Source organism: Streptococcus equinus ATCC 9812, from assembly GCF_000187265.1.
GTDB lineage: Bacteria > Bacillota > Bacilli > Lactobacillales > Streptococcaceae > Streptococcus > Streptococcus equinus.
In genome coordinates, this window is record NZ_GL698429.1 from 206039 (window position 1) to 222901 (window position 16863).

Sequence of the window (16863 nt, forward strand, 5' to 3'; positions counted from 1 at the left end):
AGGCTATTTGGGTTAATATACATAAACCACCGCTGCAAAGTGGTGGTTTTGTTTTGTCAGAAATCCAAAGGCTCTTAGAATTTGATATAATAAAACTATCTATGCATGACGAAGGATTATTATGAAATTATTATATACAGATATTCAGTTTGATATGACTGAGGTTTTAACGAAAGAAGCAATTGAACAAGCGAAAGGTAATAAGCGAGTTTTTTATATTGCTCCAAACTCTTTGTCTTTTGAAAAGGAAAGAGCGGTTTTAGAGCTTTTGCCTGAGCAGGCTTCTTTTGCAATTACTATTACGCGTTTTGCTCAGATGGCGCGCTATTTTGTCTTAAATGAGCCTCAGACAGCAGAAACAATTGACGATAATGGTCTAGCCATGATTTTTTACCGTGCGCTTTCACATTTTTCTGATACAGATTTGAAAGTCTTTGGACGTTTAAAACAGGATACCAATTTTATCAAACAATTGGTTGATTTGTATAAAGAGTTGAAGTCGGCTAATATGACTGTGCTTGATTTGAATGGACTTCAATCTGAGGAAAAGCAAGAAGATTTGGTGAAAATTTTCTTGGCTGTCAATGATATTTTGTTAGCCAATCAGTATGATACTCAGTCAAAAATTGCTTTTTTTGCTAAGCAAGTTGAATCAGGGCACTTGGACAAGGCTCTTGAAAATGTAGCACTTGTCATTGATGGTTTTACGCGTTTTTCAGCAGAAGAAGAGCACTTGGTTAGCTTACTTGAGCAAAAATGTGCGCAAGTTATTATCGGGACGTACAGCAGCCAAAAGGCTTATAAGGCAACCTTTACAGCGGGAAATGTTTATCAAGCTAGTTTGGATTTCTTGCGCTCTTTAGCGATGAAATTTCAAGCACAGCCATATTATGTTGAAAGTTCTCAAGCGTCACACGAAGCTTTTGCTAAGTTGTCAAAATTATTTGAAGCTAAGCATGATTTTACAACAGCAGAGTTAACCTTGACAGATGATGATAAGAAACACTACGCTATCTGGGATGTTATCAACCAAAAAGAAGAAGTTGAGCATGTGGCTAAGGCGATTCGTCATAAACTTTATGAGGGTTACCGTTATAAAGATATCTTGGTTCTTTTAGGTGATGTGGACAGCTATCGTCTTCAAATCGGAAAGATTTTTGACAAGTATGAAATTCCATATTATTTTGGGAAATCAGAGTCGATGAGTGATCACCCGTTGGTGCATTTTATTGATTCTTTGGAGCGCGTGAAACGCTATCGTTTTCGAACAGAAGATGTTATCAATCTCTTGAAGACGGGGCTTTATGGACAATTCAAGCAAGATGATTTAGACCTTTTCGAGCAATATTTGATTTATGCTGATATTAAAGGACAAAGTAAGTTTGCAAAGGAATTTACGGTTAACTATAAAGGAAAAGAGCACTTAGCTTTTATGAATCAAATGCGCGAGCAAATCATGGTGCCTTTGCTTATGCTCTTTAAAGCACAAAAGCAGCTTGGTTCAAGTTTGCTTGAAAAATTAATGACTTTCTTGCGTGCTATTAGTCTTCCAGACAATCTTGAAGGCATGGTTGCCACTTTCCCAGAGATTGAGCAAGAAAAACATGAGCAAGTTTGGCGAACATTTACAGGAATTTTAAACCAGTTCCAAACGATTTTCGGTAAAGAAAAATTATCTTTGGATGAATGTTTATCGCTGGTCAGAAGTGGTATGCTTGCTGCTCAGTACCGTGTTGTGCCTGCGACTGTAGACGTTGTTTCGGTAAAATCGTATGACCTTGTCGAACCACATACGAATAAATTTGTTTTTGCACTCGGTATGACGCAGTCGCATTTTCCTAAAATTGCCCAAAACCGCAGTTTAATCTCAGATGAAGAACGTGCCAAGGTCAACGAAAACACAGATGAAAACCAACGTTTTGATGTCATTAGTCGTGAGAATATCAAGAAAAATCACTTTGCAGCCCTTTCGCTTTTCAATGCTGCAACAGAACAATTGGTTCTTAGTTTGCCACAAATTGTTAACGAATCAGAAGACAAAGAATCATCATATCTTGCTGAGCTAGCTAGCTTTGGTGTGCCTGTTGTAAAAAAAGGTCGCAATCGTTTATCAGCAAATCTTGAAGACATCGGAAACTACAAGGCGCTGTTGTCTCGGGTGATTGAGGTTAATCGTTTGGCGATTGAAGAAGAACGTGAGCTCAGTAAAGAAGAGCAAACATTTTGGTCTGTTGCTGTTCGATATCTTCGAAAAAAACTTGAGACACAAGGTATTGAGCTGCCATTGATTAAAGATAATATGCAGACTAAGCCAGTAGCTTCTGAAGTTATTGAGACTCGTTTCCCAAGTGATAAGCCAATTAATTTGTCATCATCAGCTGTGACAACTTTCTATAATAACCAGTACAAGTATTTCTTGCAGTATGTTCTTGGCTTGCAAGAAGTTGAAACGATTCATCCGGATGCTAGAAACCATGGAACATATCTTCACCGTGTCTTTGAACTTGTCATGAAAGATGAGTCTAATCAGCCATTTGATACTAAGTTGAATCAAGCAATTCAAAAGACTAATTCAGAAGATGAATTTAAATTTGTCTATGAAGAAGACGAAGAAAGTCGTTATTCTCTGACCGTTTTGGAAGATATTGCAAGAAGCACGGCAAGCATTTTGAAAAATGATGCTCAGATTCAAGTTGAAAACGAGGAAGAGCCGTTTGAATTGATGATTGCAAATGCGGTGCGCATTCGAGGTATTATTGACCGTGTTGACCGCTTGAGCGATGGCAGTCTTGGTGTGGTTGACTATAAATCCAGCCACAATACTTTTGATATTCAGAAATTCTATAATGGTTTGAACCCGCAATTGGTGACATATATGCAAGCTTTGCGTGATAAAAAAGGAAGAAGCGAGTCAGATAAAATTTTTGGCGCCATGTACCTTCACATGCAAGAACCCAAGGTTGATTTGTCATCGGTAGCCACGACAGATAAAATTTTGGAGAATTTGTCAAAAGAGCTACGCTATCGTGGCCTATTCTTGGACGAAGAAAAAGGTTATCTATCAAATGGAAATTATCATTTGAATGATTCTGTTTACACTCAAGAAGAGCTCGATATTCTTCTTGCTTACAACCAAAAATTATTTATTCAAGCAGCAGAGCAAATCAAAAAAGGACATTTTCTGATTAATCCATACAGCGAAGATGGCAAGTCTGTTCAAGGTAACCAGCTAAAAGCTATCACACGCTTTGAAGCCAATCGTCACATGCCATACGCGAGAAAATGGTATAAACTACCAAGAAAAGAAAGACGTCAAGGCTTTTTGAGTCTAATGCTAAAAGAAGAGGAGGATAAAGATGAACTTTAAGCCGTTTTTGACATCAGAAGAGATTTCCTTTTTGCAAGCTCAAGAAGCAAAGTCATCAAGTAAACAAAAGCGCACACCTGAACAGATTGAAGCGATTTATAGTTCTGGCAATAACATTTTAGTCTCAGCCTCAGCTGGTTCTGGTAAAACCTTTGTCATGGTTGAGCGCATTATTGATAAGATTTTACGTGGTGTCACTGTTGACCAGCTTTTCATCTCAACTTTTACTGTTAAAGCAGCAGGTGAATTGAAAGAGCGTCTTGAGAAAAAAATCAGTAAGGTTTTACAAGTAACCAAAGATAACGACACAAAAACATATTTGAATGAGCAATTGTTAGGTCTTCAGACAGCTGACATTGGGACAATGGATGCCTTTACGCAAAAATTGGTTAACCAATATGGCTACACGCTTGGTATTTCGCCAACTTTCCGTATTATGACTGATAAGAGCGAGCAAGACCTTGTCAAAAATGAAGTATTTGCAGATTTATTTTCTGATTATATGCTTGGTGAGAACCAAGCCATTTTCCGTAAATTAGTGCGTAATTTTTCAGGAAATCGAAAGGATAGCTCAGCGTTTAGAGAAATCGTTTATAAGATTTATGACTTCAGTCAAGCTACGGATAATCCAAAAAAATGGATGTCTGAGATATTTTTAAAAGGAGCTAAAACTTATACGGATTTTTCTGCTATTCCAGACCAAGAAGTCAATGACTTTCTAAGTTGCTTACATGATACGGCAAATCATTTGCAGGATGTGACGGAGTTAGAGGATTATAAGCAGGTTACAGCTAAGGGGACACCTACAGCTAATTATAAAAAACACTTGAATATGATTGAGCATTTGCATGAATGGGCAATGCATTTTGAGACGCTTTACGGGCGTGATGGGTTGGGACGTCTGGCTTCTGATGTGGCGGATTTAATACCATCTAGCCCAGCTGTGACAGTTGCAGGAACGAAATATCCTGTCTTTAAAAATCTACAAGGGCGCTTGACCGGGCTCAAACACCTAGAGACGATTTTTAATTATCAGTCAGAAAGTCTTCCTTTGTTGGAATTATTGCAGAATTTTGTGCAAGATTTTTCTGAGCAATATTTACAAGCCAAAATTCAAGAAAACTCTTTTGAATTCTCAGATATTGCTCACTTTGCGATTGAGATTTTAGAGGAAAATCCAGATATCCGTAAGTTTTATCAAGATAAGTACCACGAAGTGATGGTCGATGAGTACCAAGATAACAACCACACGCAGGAGCGCATGTTGGAATTGCTATCAAATGGTCATAATCGTTTTATGGTGGGAGATATCAAGCAATCGATTTATCGTTTCCGTCAGGCTGACCCACAGATTTTCAATCAAAAATTCAAAGATTTTCAAGAAAATCCTGAGCATGGAAAATTAATTTTGCTCAAAGAAAATTTCCGTAGCCAATCAGAAGTTCTAGATGCAACAAATAGCATTTTTACACACTTGATGGACGAGTCTGTTGGTGAGATTTTGTATGATGGCATGCATCAACTTGTTGCAGGAAGTGATGCTCAGAAAGAAGCTCACCCCGAAAATGAAACAAAAGTGCTCATTTACGACACTGATGAGGCAAATGGTGCTCCAGAAGGTACTGAAGAAGAGTCAATCAATCCAAACGAAGTCAAGTTAGTCGCAAAAGAAATCATTCGTTTGCATAATGAAGAACATGTTCCTTTTGAAGATATTACTCTTCTAGTTTCGCTTCGTACGCGAAATAATGCGATTTTGCAGACCTTTGAATATTACGGGATTCCTTTGGTAACGGATGGTGGCGAACAAAATTATCTCAAATCGGTTGAGGTCATGGTGATGCTTGATACGCTTAGAGCTCTTGATAATCCGCTTAATGATTATGCCCTAGTTGCTCTGATGCGCTCACCAATGTTTGCCTTTAATGAAGATGATCTAGCTAGACTAGCACTTCAGACTCTTGAAGATGAACACAAGGCTAATCTTTATCAAAAACTCGAACACGCTTTGAGTGGCACAGGTGAACATGCTGATTTGATGACGGCAGCTCTTCAGAATAAATTGAAAGATTTCATGGACTGTCTTGCAAGCTGGCGTGAATTTGCCAAATGGCACTCGCTTTATGACTTGATTTGGAAGATTTATAATGAGCGTTTCTATTATGATTACGTTGGAAATCTGCCTCGTGCAGAGCAACGTCAAGCCAATCTTTATGCGCTTGCCCTTCGTGCCAATAATTTTGAACGAGGCGGCTTTAAAGGCTTGTCACGCTTTATTCGTATGATTGACAAAGTTCTTGAGAGTGAAAATGATTTGGCAGATGTTGAAGTGGCACTACCTAAAAATGCTGTAAACTTGATGACCATTCACAAGAGTAAGGGACTTGAGTTTAAGTATGTTTTCATTTTAAATCTTGATAAGAGATTTAGTATTCAAGACATGACTTCGCCTTTGATTCTGTCACGCCAAAATGGAGCAGGTATCAAGTATTTAGCTGATATGCGAGAAGAGTTGGAAACTGATTATTTCCCAGCAGTAAAAGTCAGCATGGATACTATGCCTTATCAACTGAACAAACGAGAACTGCGTTTAGCAATGTTATCTGAACAAATGCGTCTGCTTTACGTTGCAATGACTCGTGCAGAAAAGAGATTGTATTTAGTCGGAAAAGCAAGTGCAGAAAAATTAGTGGACAAATACAGTGGAAAATCAGAAAATAATCATATTCCAATATCTGAGCGTGAAACCTTCATGACATTTCAAGACTGGATTCTTGCTATTTATGATACTTACAAAAATTTGCCATTTAAAGTTGAATTTGTCACAGACGATGATTTGACAGAGGAAAAAATTGGTCAAATTGAAATGACGTCTGCTATTAAACCAGATGACTTGAAAGATAATCGTCAGACAGAGAATATTGCAGAAGCCTTGGATAGGTTAGAGGCTGTAGAAAAGCTAAATACTGAATTTAAAGCTGCGATTAATCTTCCAAGTTTGAGAACACCAAGTCAAGTTAAAAAACTTTATGAGCCAGTTATGGACGTTGATGGTGTTGATGTCATGGCAAAACCACATCAAGCTAAGCCAACGTTTGAGCTTCCAGATTTTTCAAAGAAAGCAAAAGTAGAAGCGACAGCGATTGGTTCTGCGATGCACGAACTCATGCAGAGAATTATACTATCAGAGCAAGTGACACTAGATGATATCACATCAGCATTAGCACAAGTTTCAGCTGAAGATGATGTCAAATCATGTATTCGTCTTGAGCATGTGCTTGATTTCTTTGAAGGTTCAGAACTCGGACAAATGATTCAGAAAAATGTTGATAAAATTTATCGTGAAGCTCCATTTGCCATGTTAAAAGAAGACCCAGAAAGTAACGAAAAATTTGTCGTACGTGGGATTGTCGATGGTTATTTTTTGTTCGACGACCGAATTGTTCTGTTTGATTATAAAACAGACAGATACACTAACAGCGAAGACATCAAAAAACGCTATCAGGGACAAATGGCTCTTTACGCCGAAGCCCTTAGCAAGTCTTACCGTATCGAACAAGTTGACAAATACCTTGTTTTACTTGGCGGAGAAAACTTAGAAGTAGTTAAACTGTAATTTAAAAGCGACCGATTATCGGTCGCTTTTTGTATAGTATTGTTATTGTATATAGAAAAATAAAGGTGAGTTTTTTTGATTAATTCCAGAATTTAGCAGCGATGTCTTGACCTTGCTTGATTTTGGCCCATTGTTGTGGAATGGCTAGCTCATTTCCTGAGTCACATGACGCAAAGCCACATTGATGTGAAAGGAAAAGGCGTTCTTTTGGAATAATCTTGCTAGCTTCTTCGAGCATTTTAAGTGCACGTTCTTCGTCATCAAGTTCAGTGGTTTTACTTGAAAGAAGTCCAAGCACAACTTCAGCGTTAGAGTCTTTCAAGCTTTCAAGTGCTTTAAGGTCACCAGAAACTTCGCTATCCCACTCTAGGAAGAAACGGTCATAGTGTTGGTCTTTCAAGAATTTTGTAGCGATAGCTTCATAAGTTCCACCAGCAGCAGAACGACTTTCATAGTTTCCACGGCAATTGTGTGTCCAAACTTTAAGTCCAAGCTCGTGACCATAATCAGCCACTTCATTGTTGACTGAGATGAATTCATCAGCTAGATTAGCAAGGGCACTATTTCCTTGAGCAAAGAAACCGGCTGGATTTGTTTCATCAAAAAGTTCCCAAAGACAATCGTCGAATTGGATGATTTCACCACCAGCTTCTTTGTACTCTTTCAAGAATTCTTTATAGGCACTGATAAGACCAGCTTTTAATTCTTCGTTAGTTTTGTAAACTTGATTTTCACCAGCTAGTTTATTGAAAACAGTGAATTCTGTGTAAGCGTGGGCAGGTCCCCAGATTGTTAGTTTTGTGTCAGTTTCACCAGCTTCTTCTTTAAGAAGTTTGTAAATATCTAGGAAGTGGTGATTTTTGCCAGAAAGTGGTTCTGTGATACGGATACCAATATCCTTACGTGTTTCAAAATGACCGCCATCATGGTCTTGGAAAGTGTATCCGTGGTCAGCGATGTAACGTTCAATACCTTTTAAGCCCCAAACGAAATCAAGGTGCCACATAGATTTTGAGTATTCACCGTCAGTTAGGACATCGATACCTGCCGCTTTTTCTTCAGCGATAACTTTTCTGATATCAGCTGTTTCTGTTTCTTTGTAGCCTTCGAATGCATCGTAGAAAGGATATTTGATATCATCACGGTGTTCGATAGCGATTTTGTATTCGCGTAAATCTGCTGGTCGTAAAAGTGAACCAACTAGTTGAAATCTTGATTTAGTCATTTTCTATACCTCGTTTATTTTTTGTGATTCCTATTTTAGCTGAGCTTTTCAGTTTTGAAAAATAGTTATTTATATGGGGTAATGTATAGTTATAAACTATAACTGAAAAAATATATTTTTCTATGAAAATGACAGAAAATTTGGTAAAATAAGAAAAGACTGACAATTTTTACAGGAGATTTATGATGGATATTTGGGAGAAACTGTACGAAGCAGCAAAAAATGACTATAATCCACATTATGTGACACCTTTTATTTATTCAAATCATGTTGTTGCAGCAATTGAAGCAGAAGATGGACAGATTTTTACAGGCTACTGTTTTGAAGCTACGTCTGGTGTATTTCATCTTTGTGCGGAACGAGCTGCAGCATTTAATATGTTCCAGCAATCTGGTCAAACGACTATAAAGCGTATCATTGCCTTTCGTGATAAAGCGCCAAATGGTGGTGGTTCAGGTATGCCTTGTGGTGCCTGCCGTGAATTTTTGATGCAATTGTCATCTAAAAATAAAGATTTGGAATTTATGATTGACTATGACAAGCGTGAAACCATTACACTTGGTGAGTTGATGCCAAATTGGTGGGGAGAAGAGCGCATGGCAGATGGTATTGAGGATTAGATTAGTCACAAGTAAAGATAAGCGAGGTAGAGGATGCGAGATAATCATTTACACACATATTTTTCATATGATTCAGAGGCTCAGTTTGAAGATTATTTAACTCATTATGATGGTGATATTGTGACAACAGAGCACTATGATTTGTCAAATCCTTATACTAAGCAAGATGATGTGCCGGATTACGACGCTTATTCGCGTGAAATAGCTGAGCTTAATCGAAAATATGGCAATCATATCAAAAAAGGAATTGAAATTGGCTATTATGAGCCACGTGAAGATGATATTATTGCTTATTTAGCAGATAAGGACTATGACTTAAAATTGTTATCAGTTCACCATAATGGGACAAATGATTACCTTGATGATGAAGTGGCAGATATGGATAAAGCGGAGATTATTCAAGAATATCTGGATAAGTTGGAGTACGCTATTGGGCGCGTGGATGCGGATGTTTTAGCGCATTTTGATTATGGCTTTCGAATTTTTGATATGACAGTCGAGGATTTAAAAGTTTATGAACCTCAATTAAAGCGTATCTTCCAGAAAATGATTGACCATGATTTAGCTTTTGAGTTAAATAGTAAATCCATGTATTTGTATGACAAAGAAGAGCTTTATCGATATGCACTAAGTCTAGTAAAAGAACTTGGTTGCCATAAATATTCCATTGGTTCAGATGGACACAAATTAGAGCATTTTCGTTTAGCATTTGATAAGATTCAAGCATTATTGGATGAATTTGGTATTGAAGAGTGGGAGATTTTGTAAAAAGATACATAAAAAAGCTATGAGAAACAGACTCATAGCTTTTAGTTTGTTCAGCAATTAGTGAGAAATACGTTTACGTGCTGCTTTTTTACGATTTTCTTGAATGAAAGCAGTCTTTTCTTCTTCAGGTTCAATAATTTTTTTCTTAACTGCAAAGATAGCGCCAGCAACTGTAGCTGCAGTGGCTACCACACCAGTAGCAAGACCTTTAGCAAATGCGAATTTTTTAGCCATAATAATTCTCCTCCTTACTGATAAGAACAGGGAGTATAAAGAGTTCTTTATACTCTTTTGTAGCAGTAGGATTTGTTTTCTTGTCCTACCACCTTGTGTTATAATAATGATAACTAAAATTGCCTAAAAGTTCAAGTGAAAATGTTATTTTACTAAAAAATCAGGCTTAGGACGGATAAAAATAAATGTCAAAAAAAATAAAACTGCTAGCTGTAGTTGGGCCGACTGCTGTTGGAAAAACAGCACTGGGAATTGAGCTAGCAAAACATTTCAACGGAGAAATTATCAGCGGTGATAGTCAGCAAGTCTATCGTCAATTAGATATTGGAACGGCAAAAGCAACTCCTGAAGAACAAGCTGAAGCAGTGCATCATTTGATTGATGTGCGCAATGTTGATGAGACTTACTCGGTTTATGATTTTGTTCAGGAAGCTAGCGCAGCCATTTCAGATATTGTCAGTCGAGGCAAACTTCCGATTATCGTCGGGGGAACAGGACTTTATCTTCAAAGCTTACTAGAAGGTTACCATCTGGGGGGGCAAGTAGATCAAGAAAAGGTTCTTGCTTATCGAAAAGAGCTTGACCTTTTATCAGACGACGAGCTTTTTGAAAAAATAGCAGAGCAAAAAATTGAAATTCCTCAGATTAATCGACGTCGAGCTATTCGAGCACTTGAGGTAGCTAAATTTGGAAAAGATTTGGAAAACAAAGAAACAGATTATGATGCTTACTTGATTGGTCTAAATGACGATCGTCAAGTTCTGTATGACCGCATTAATCATCGCGTTGATCTCATGGTTGAAAATGGGGTTTTGGATGAGGTAAAATGGCTCTATGACAATTATCGTGAGGTCCAAGCAGCACGAGCTATTGGCTACAAAGAACTTTTCCCATACTTTTCAGGAGAAGATTCTCTTGAAAACTGTGTTGAAAAATTAAAACAAAACACACGACGCTTTGCCAAACGCCAGTTAACTTGGTTTAGAAATCGAATGGCAGTTCAGTTTTATAATGTTTCTGAAACAGATTTTAAAACAAAAGTTGCAGAAGATGTTGACCGTTTCTTAAATGATAAGAAAATGTAAGGTAGAAGCAAAAACTCCTTTACCCTTTTTAAATAAAAATTTGTTATAATGATATTTACGGATTAATTAAGTAAAGGGGTGAGTACAAGATGATTGAAACAAATAAGCACCAAGAACGAGTGATTTTGCTAGGAGTTGAGTTGCCTGACACAGAAAACTTTGAAATGTCAATGGAAGAATTGGCATCACTCGCAGAAACAGCAGGTGCTGAGGTAGTCTCATCTTATCGTCAAAAGCGTGAGAAATATGATAGTAAATCTTTGATTGGTTCAGGGAAATTAGCTGAAATCAAAGCGATTGTTGACGCTGATGAGATTGATACTGTGATTGTCAATGACCGCTTAACACCGCGTCAAAATGTTAATTTGGAAGCAGAACTTGGCGTTAAAGTTATTGACCGCATGCAGTTGATTCTAGATATTTTTGCCATGCGTGCCCGTAGTCACGAAGGTAAATTGCAAGTTCATCTGGCTCAACTCAAATACATGTTGCCACGTCTTGTTGGTCAGGGTGTTATGCTTAGCCGACAAGCAGGTGGAATTGGTAGTCGTGGACCTGGTGAAAGTCAGTTAGAGCTTAACCGTCGTTCGATTCGCAATCAAATTTCAGATATTGAACGTCAACTGAAAATCGTTGAGAAGAATCGTGAAACTGGTCGAGAAAAACGCAATGAGTCACAAGTCTTTAAAATTGGTTTGATTGGCTACACAAATGCTGGTAAATCAACGATTATGAATGTTTTGACAAATGATAAGCAGTACGAAGCTGATGAATTGTTTGCGACTTTGGATGCAACGACAAAGCAAATTTATTTGCAAAATCAATTTCAAGTGACTCTCACAGATACGGTTGGATTTATTCAAAATTTACCGACAGAATTGGTAGCGGCGTTTAAGTCAACATTGGAAGAAAGCCGAAATGTTGATTTGCTTTTGCATGTCATCGATGCCAGCGACCCAAATCATGCCGAACATGAAAAAGTGGTTATGAATTTGTTAAAAGAGTTGGATATGCTTGATATTCCTCGCTTAGCAGTTTATAACAAAATGGATGTGGCAGAGCATTTTGCAGCGACAGCTTTTCCAAATGTTCGCATTTCAGCGCGTGATAAGGATGCTCGTTCACTCTTGCGTCGATTAATTATTAATGAAATTCGTGAGATTTTTGAACCTTTTAGCATTCGTGTGCATCAAAGTCAGGCTTACAAGCTTTATGATTTAAATAAAATTGCGCTTCTTGACCGTTATGACTTTGCACAAGAATACGAAACGATTACAGGTTACATTAATCCCAAAAATAAATGGAGACTAGAAGAATTCTATGACTGATTATATAAGCTTAGCTTTAAAATATGGTGGTTTTACATCACTTGATAAAGTGTATTTGAAAAATACTTTGGAAGATTTAACTGATGCGCAAAAATTGAGTTTTATCACACCACCACCAAGTGTTATTAACGCTTATTTTGCAGAAATGTATCAAAAACAATCTCCACAAGCAGCAACGGATTATTACTTTGAACTGTCAAAAGCACTTGATTTGTTAAATGACAAACCATCTTTTGACGAGCATAAACCGTTTATTCGCTTGAATTTATCTGGAAAATCATATGGTTTCACTTATGAAAATGACAAAGAAGTTGCGCGTGTTTTCTCTGAAAAGGATGAAGCAGTGACAACGGATGTCTTGTTTGAATTGGCTCGGGTTTTCCCACAATACAAAGTCTATGTTGAAGCTGATAAGATTAAAATGTCAAAAATGGACTTTGATGACGAAGAACTTGAAGACTTAACGCCAGAAAGCAGTCTGCTCAGCCATGTTTCAAAATTAAAAGGTAACATGGTTAAGCTAAAAAGTTTTAATCGTGATGAATTATCAGATTTGTTGGCGCATTATCAAGGGCAAGTCTACTATACCTTTGATCAGCGTGAATTCATTGCGTATGTAAAAGTAACGAAATAGGAAGGATAACTAAAAACTTCGGTTTTTATTGGTATATATGGAATTACAATTTTTGGGAACAGGGGCGGGTCAGCCCTCAAAGTCACGTAATGTGTCAAGTTTAGTATTAAAGTTACTTGATGAGATCAACGAAGTCTGGATGTTTGATTGCGGCGAGGGCACACAACGCCAAATTTTGGAAACTACAATTCGTCCACGTAAAATAAAACGCATTTTTATCACACACTTACACGGTGACCACATTTTTGGATTGCCAGGATTTCTAGCAAGCCGCGCCTTTCAAGCTAATGAAGAACAGACTGACCTTGATCTTTATGGTCCAGTAGGCATTCGTTCTTATGTTTTAAATAGCTTGCGCTTGTCAGGTGCACGTTTGCCATATCGTATTCATTTCCACGAATTTGACGAAAATAATCTTGGAAAAATCATGGAGACAGATAAATTTGTGGTTTATGCTGAAAAGCTCGATCACACTATTTTCTGTATTGGCTACCGTGTGATGCAAAAAGATCTTGAAGGAACGCTTGATGCGGAAGCTTTGAAAGCGGCTGGTGTACCATTTGGTCCATTGTTTGGAAAAATCAAGAGCGGACAAGATGTTGTGCTTGAAGATGGCACAAAAATCATTGCTAAAGATTATATTTCAGCACCGAAAAAAGGAAAAGTGGTTACTATTTTAGGTGACACACGTCAGACTGATGCTAGTGTTCGTCTTGGCCTTGGTGCTGATATTTTGGTCCACGAATCAACTTATGGTAAAGGTGATGAGAAAATTGCTCGTAAGCATGGCCACTCAACGGGGACACAAGCTGCTCAAATTGCAAAAGAAGCGTCAGCAAAATGTCTGCTGCTTAACCATGTTAGTGCTCGTTTCTTGGGTCGCGAATGCAAGCAAATCGAAAATGATGCCAAAGTCATTTTTGAAAATACACACTTAGTTAAAGATTTGGAAGAAGTTAGCTTATGAGAATAATCGCAATCACAGGGGCAACAGGTGGTCTTGCTCAAGAAATCGTAAAACAATTACCGACAGATGATTTCGTTATTGCTTTAGGACGAAACCTAAAACGTTTGGAAGCATGTTACGCCAACCGACCAAATACAGCTTGTTATGAATTAGACATGACAAGTGATGAGGCGATTGGTGACATGGTTGAAAAATTGTACGCTAATCATGATCACATTGATGTCTTCATTAACAATGCTGGCTACGGTGATTTTAGTGAATTTGATGCTTATACAACAGCACAAATCCGTGATATGTTTGATATCAATACATTTGCAACCATGACTTTTTCACGTTTAGTTGGTCACAAGATGAAAGAAGCAGGACATGGGCATATTGTTAATATCGCAAGTATTGCTGGCTTGATTTCGTCGGTTAAGTCATCTGTTTATTCTGCAACAAAATTTGCAGTGATTGGCTTTTCAAATGCTCTTCGTTTGGAACTTGCTGATAGTAATGTCTATGTGACCACTATTAACCCTGGACCAATTGCAACGACATTCTTTGACAAGGCAGACCCATCTGGCGAGTACTTAAAGAGCGTTGACAAATTTGTTCTTCAACCAGATTATGTTGCCCGTCGTACGGTTGCCATTTTAGGTAAGAATAAACGTGAAGTGAATATGCCATTTTCAATGGCAGCAGCTCATAAATTCTATACACTTTTCCCAAAAATTGCTGATTTTCTAGCACGAAAAGTGTTTAACTACAAATAACCTCCTTTCAATTCTACGTAAGAAGTGAGAAGTGAATGATAACAAGTAAATACCATTGGAAAAATATTGAAAAAGCGCCAGATGATGGCTTTTTTGACCTGACAAAAAAAGAAAAAATAACTGCCTTGGCTAGTAAGATTATTTACAGTCGAGGTATTGATACAGAAGAAAAAATAACTCAATTTTTGTCAAATGATTTATCAAAATTGCATGACCCATATCTCTTACATGATATGGACAAAGCTGTTGCCCGTATTCGTCAAGCAATTGAAAATTATGAACAAATCTTAGTGTACGGAGACTATGATGCTGACGGTATGACAAGTGCAAGTATTATGAAAGAAGCACTTGAAATGCTAGGTGCGGAAGCTCAAGTCTACTTGCCAAATCGTTTTGTGGACGGCTACGGTCCAAATGAATCTGTTTATAAATATTTCATCGAACAACAACAGGTTTCGCTGATTATTACAGTTGACAACGGTGTGGCTGGACATGAAGCGATTAGCTACGCACAAAGTCAAGGTGTTGATGTTATCGTGACAGACCACCATGGTTTGCCAGCTGAGCTTCCAGAAGCCTTTGCGATTGTGCACCCAGAGCATCCAGAAGGAAATTATCCGTTTAAGTATTTAGCTGGTTGCGGTGTTGCTTTCAAAGTAGCTTGTGCTTTGCTTGAATCTATTCCGACAGAAATGCTTGATTTGGTTGCTATCGGTACGATTGCAGATATGGTCAGTTTGACTGATGAAAATCGAATCATGGTTAAAGTTGGACTTGAAATGCTTAAGCAGACTGAACGCATTGGTTTAATGGAGCTGATGAAAGTGTCTGATATTGACATGTTGGATGTTAATGAAGAGACTGTTGGTTTTAAAATCGCTCCGCAGTTAAATGCTCTAGGACGTCTTGATGATCCAAATCCTGCTGTTGAATTATTAACGGGATTTGATGATGAAGAAGCACTAAGCATTGCTCAGATGATTAATGCAAAGAACGAAGAGCGTAAAGAAATCGTTCAAAAGATTTATGATGAAGCTATGAACATGGTGGATTTGGATAAGCCAGTTCAAGTTTTAGCCAAGGAAGGTTGGCATCCAGGTGTTTTAGGGATTGTAGCTGGACGTATTTTAGAACATATTGCTCAGCCTGTTATCGTTTTAAATATCGAAGATGGCATGGCGAAAGGTTCGGCAAGAAGTATTGAAGCTATCAATATTTTCCAAGCACTCGATGACCATCGTGATTTATTTGAGGCTTTTGGTGGACATGCTGGTGCTGCTGGAATGACTTTGCCAGTTGAAAATCTTGAACAACTATCTCAGGTATTGTGCGACTACATTGCTGATAATGGCATTGATTTGTCACAGAAAAAGACGCTGACAATTGACGAAGTTTTGCCACTAGCTGAAATTGATTTAGACACGGTTAAGAGCCTTGAAAAAATTGCACCGTTTGGTATGGACAATCCAAAACCAGTTTTTGAGATTAAAGATTTTGAAGTTAAGCAAGCGCGTACCATGGGGCAAAATGGTGCACACTTGAAATTGAAAATTACGCAAGGTTCAACAGCTGTTGATCTGGTTGCTTTTAACCAAGGACACCTAGTCCAAGAGTTCCAACAAGCACAAAATCTTTGCCTTGCTGTGACTTTGTCAATCAATAAATGGAATGGTCAGACTACTGTACAATTGATGCTTGAAGATGCGCGTGTTGACGGTGTTCAGTTGATTGATATTCGTGCTAAAAATGCAAGCCTTCCTGAGCGTGTGCCTGTTCTAGATGAAGATACAACTGCAAGTGAGGTAGTTGTTCTAGACGTTCCAGAGAGTGCTGATGAATTAAAATCACTTTTTGTAGGTAAACAATTTGATGCTATTTATTTCAAAAACCACATCAAGCGTGCTTATTACCTAACAGGATACGGTACACGAGATCAATTTGCTAAGCTTTATAAAACGATTTATCAATTCCCTGAATTTGATGTTCGTTACAAGCTGAAAGAATTGAGTCATTATCTTAATATTCCTGATATTCTTTTGGTCAAAATGATTCAGGTTTTTGATGAATTGGATTTTGTAACCGTCACAGATGGAGTGATGGTCGTCAATAAAGATGCTGAGAAGCGCAGCATTTCTGACAGTAAAATTTATCAAAATCTTAAGCAAGAAGTGAAATTTCAAGAGCTTATGGCACTTGGAACGCCGCAAGAAATTTATGACTGGTTGATGAACTAGACTAAAAAGTTACGTTGCTTAGCTAAGCGT

At 37.8% G+C, this 16863-nt stretch carries 12 protein-coding genes; 10 read left to right on the plus strand and 2 right to left on the minus strand.

Translation table 11 applies throughout. From position 1 onward, the window contains the following. Positions 1-121 precede the first annotated feature (121 nt). A complete protein-coding gene (gene rexB, locus HMPREF0819_RS00960) occupies positions 122-3367 on the plus strand; it encodes an ATP-dependent nuclease subunit B (RefSeq protein WP_004231103.1) in 3246 nt (1081 codons plus the stop codon). Then, positions 3357-6983, plus strand: coding sequence for a helicase-exonuclease AddAB subunit AddA (gene addA / locus HMPREF0819_RS00965; protein ID WP_004231104.1), 3627 nt, complete (start codon positions 3357-3359; stop codon positions 6981-6983). The genes rexB and addA overlap by 11 nt, the downstream gene beginning before the upstream one ends. A 79-nt stretch (positions 6984-7062) precedes the next feature. On the opposite strand, the gene HMPREF0819_RS00970 is transcribed toward addA, so the two are convergent. After that, positions 7063-8208 (minus strand): cobalamin-independent methionine synthase II family protein, encoded by a 1146-nt coding sequence (locus HMPREF0819_RS00970; RefSeq protein ID WP_004231107.1) that lies wholly within the window; start codon positions 8206-8208, stop codon positions 7063-7065. A gap of 185 nt (positions 8209-8393) precedes the next feature. On the opposite strand from HMPREF0819_RS00970, the gene HMPREF0819_RS00975 reads away from it, so the two are divergent. Together HMPREF0819_RS00975 and HMPREF0819_RS00980 are read left to right on the plus strand one after the other, a co-directional pair. After that, positions 8394-8828, plus strand: coding sequence for a cytidine deaminase family protein (locus HMPREF0819_RS00975; protein WP_044023249.1), 435 nt, complete (start codon positions 8394-8396; stop codon positions 8826-8828). A gap of 33 nt (positions 8829-8861) precedes the next feature. Further along, positions 8862-9596, plus strand: coding sequence for a PHP domain-containing protein (locus HMPREF0819_RS00980; protein ID WP_004231113.1), 735 nt, complete (start codon positions 8862-8864; stop codon positions 9594-9596). 57 nt (positions 9597-9653) lie between these two features. On the opposite strand, the gene HMPREF0819_RS08580 is transcribed toward HMPREF0819_RS00980, so the two are convergent. Beyond that, positions 9654-9830, minus strand: coding sequence for a DUF3042 family protein (locus HMPREF0819_RS08580; RefSeq protein ID WP_004231119.1), 177 nt, complete (start codon positions 9828-9830; stop codon positions 9654-9656). A 185-nt stretch (positions 9831-10015) separates the two neighbouring features. On the opposite strand from HMPREF0819_RS08580, the gene miaA reads away from it, so the two are divergent. The 6 genes from miaA to recJ all read left to right on the plus strand — a co-directional run bounded on the left by miaA (position 10016) and on the right by recJ (position 16833). Then, a complete protein-coding gene (gene miaA / locus HMPREF0819_RS00985; protein ID WP_004231122.1) occupies positions 10016-10915 on the plus strand; it encodes a tRNA (adenosine(37)-N6)-dimethylallyltransferase MiaA in 900 nt (299 codons plus the stop codon). A gap of 89 nt (positions 10916-11004) precedes the next feature. After that, positions 11005-12243, plus strand: a complete 1239-nt coding sequence (gene hflX, locus HMPREF0819_RS00990) for a GTPase HflX (RefSeq protein ID WP_004231125.1) — start codon at positions 11005-11007, stop codon at positions 12241-12243. Next, complete coding sequence (locus HMPREF0819_RS00995; protein ID WP_004231126.1) at positions 12236-12877, plus strand: hypothetical protein; 642 nt, start codon at positions 12236-12238, stop codon at positions 12875-12877. The genes hflX and HMPREF0819_RS00995 overlap by 8 nt, the downstream gene beginning before the upstream one ends. A 37-nt stretch (positions 12878-12914) precedes the next feature. After that, positions 12915-13844, plus strand: a complete 930-nt coding sequence (gene rnz / locus HMPREF0819_RS01000; protein ID WP_004231127.1) for a ribonuclease Z — start codon at positions 12915-12917, stop codon at positions 13842-13844. Next, positions 13841-14599, plus strand: coding sequence for an SDR family NAD(P)-dependent oxidoreductase (locus HMPREF0819_RS01005; protein WP_004231128.1), 759 nt, complete (start codon positions 13841-13843; stop codon positions 14597-14599). Before rnz ends, HMPREF0819_RS01005 begins: the two co-directional genes overlap by 4 nt. A gap of 35 nt (positions 14600-14634) precedes the next feature. Then, on the plus strand, positions 14635-16833 hold the full coding sequence (gene recJ / locus HMPREF0819_RS01010; protein WP_004231130.1) for a single-stranded-DNA-specific exonuclease RecJ: 2199 nt from the start codon (positions 14635-14637) through the stop codon (positions 16831-16833). The last annotated feature ends 30 nt before the right edge of the window (positions 16834-16863 follow it).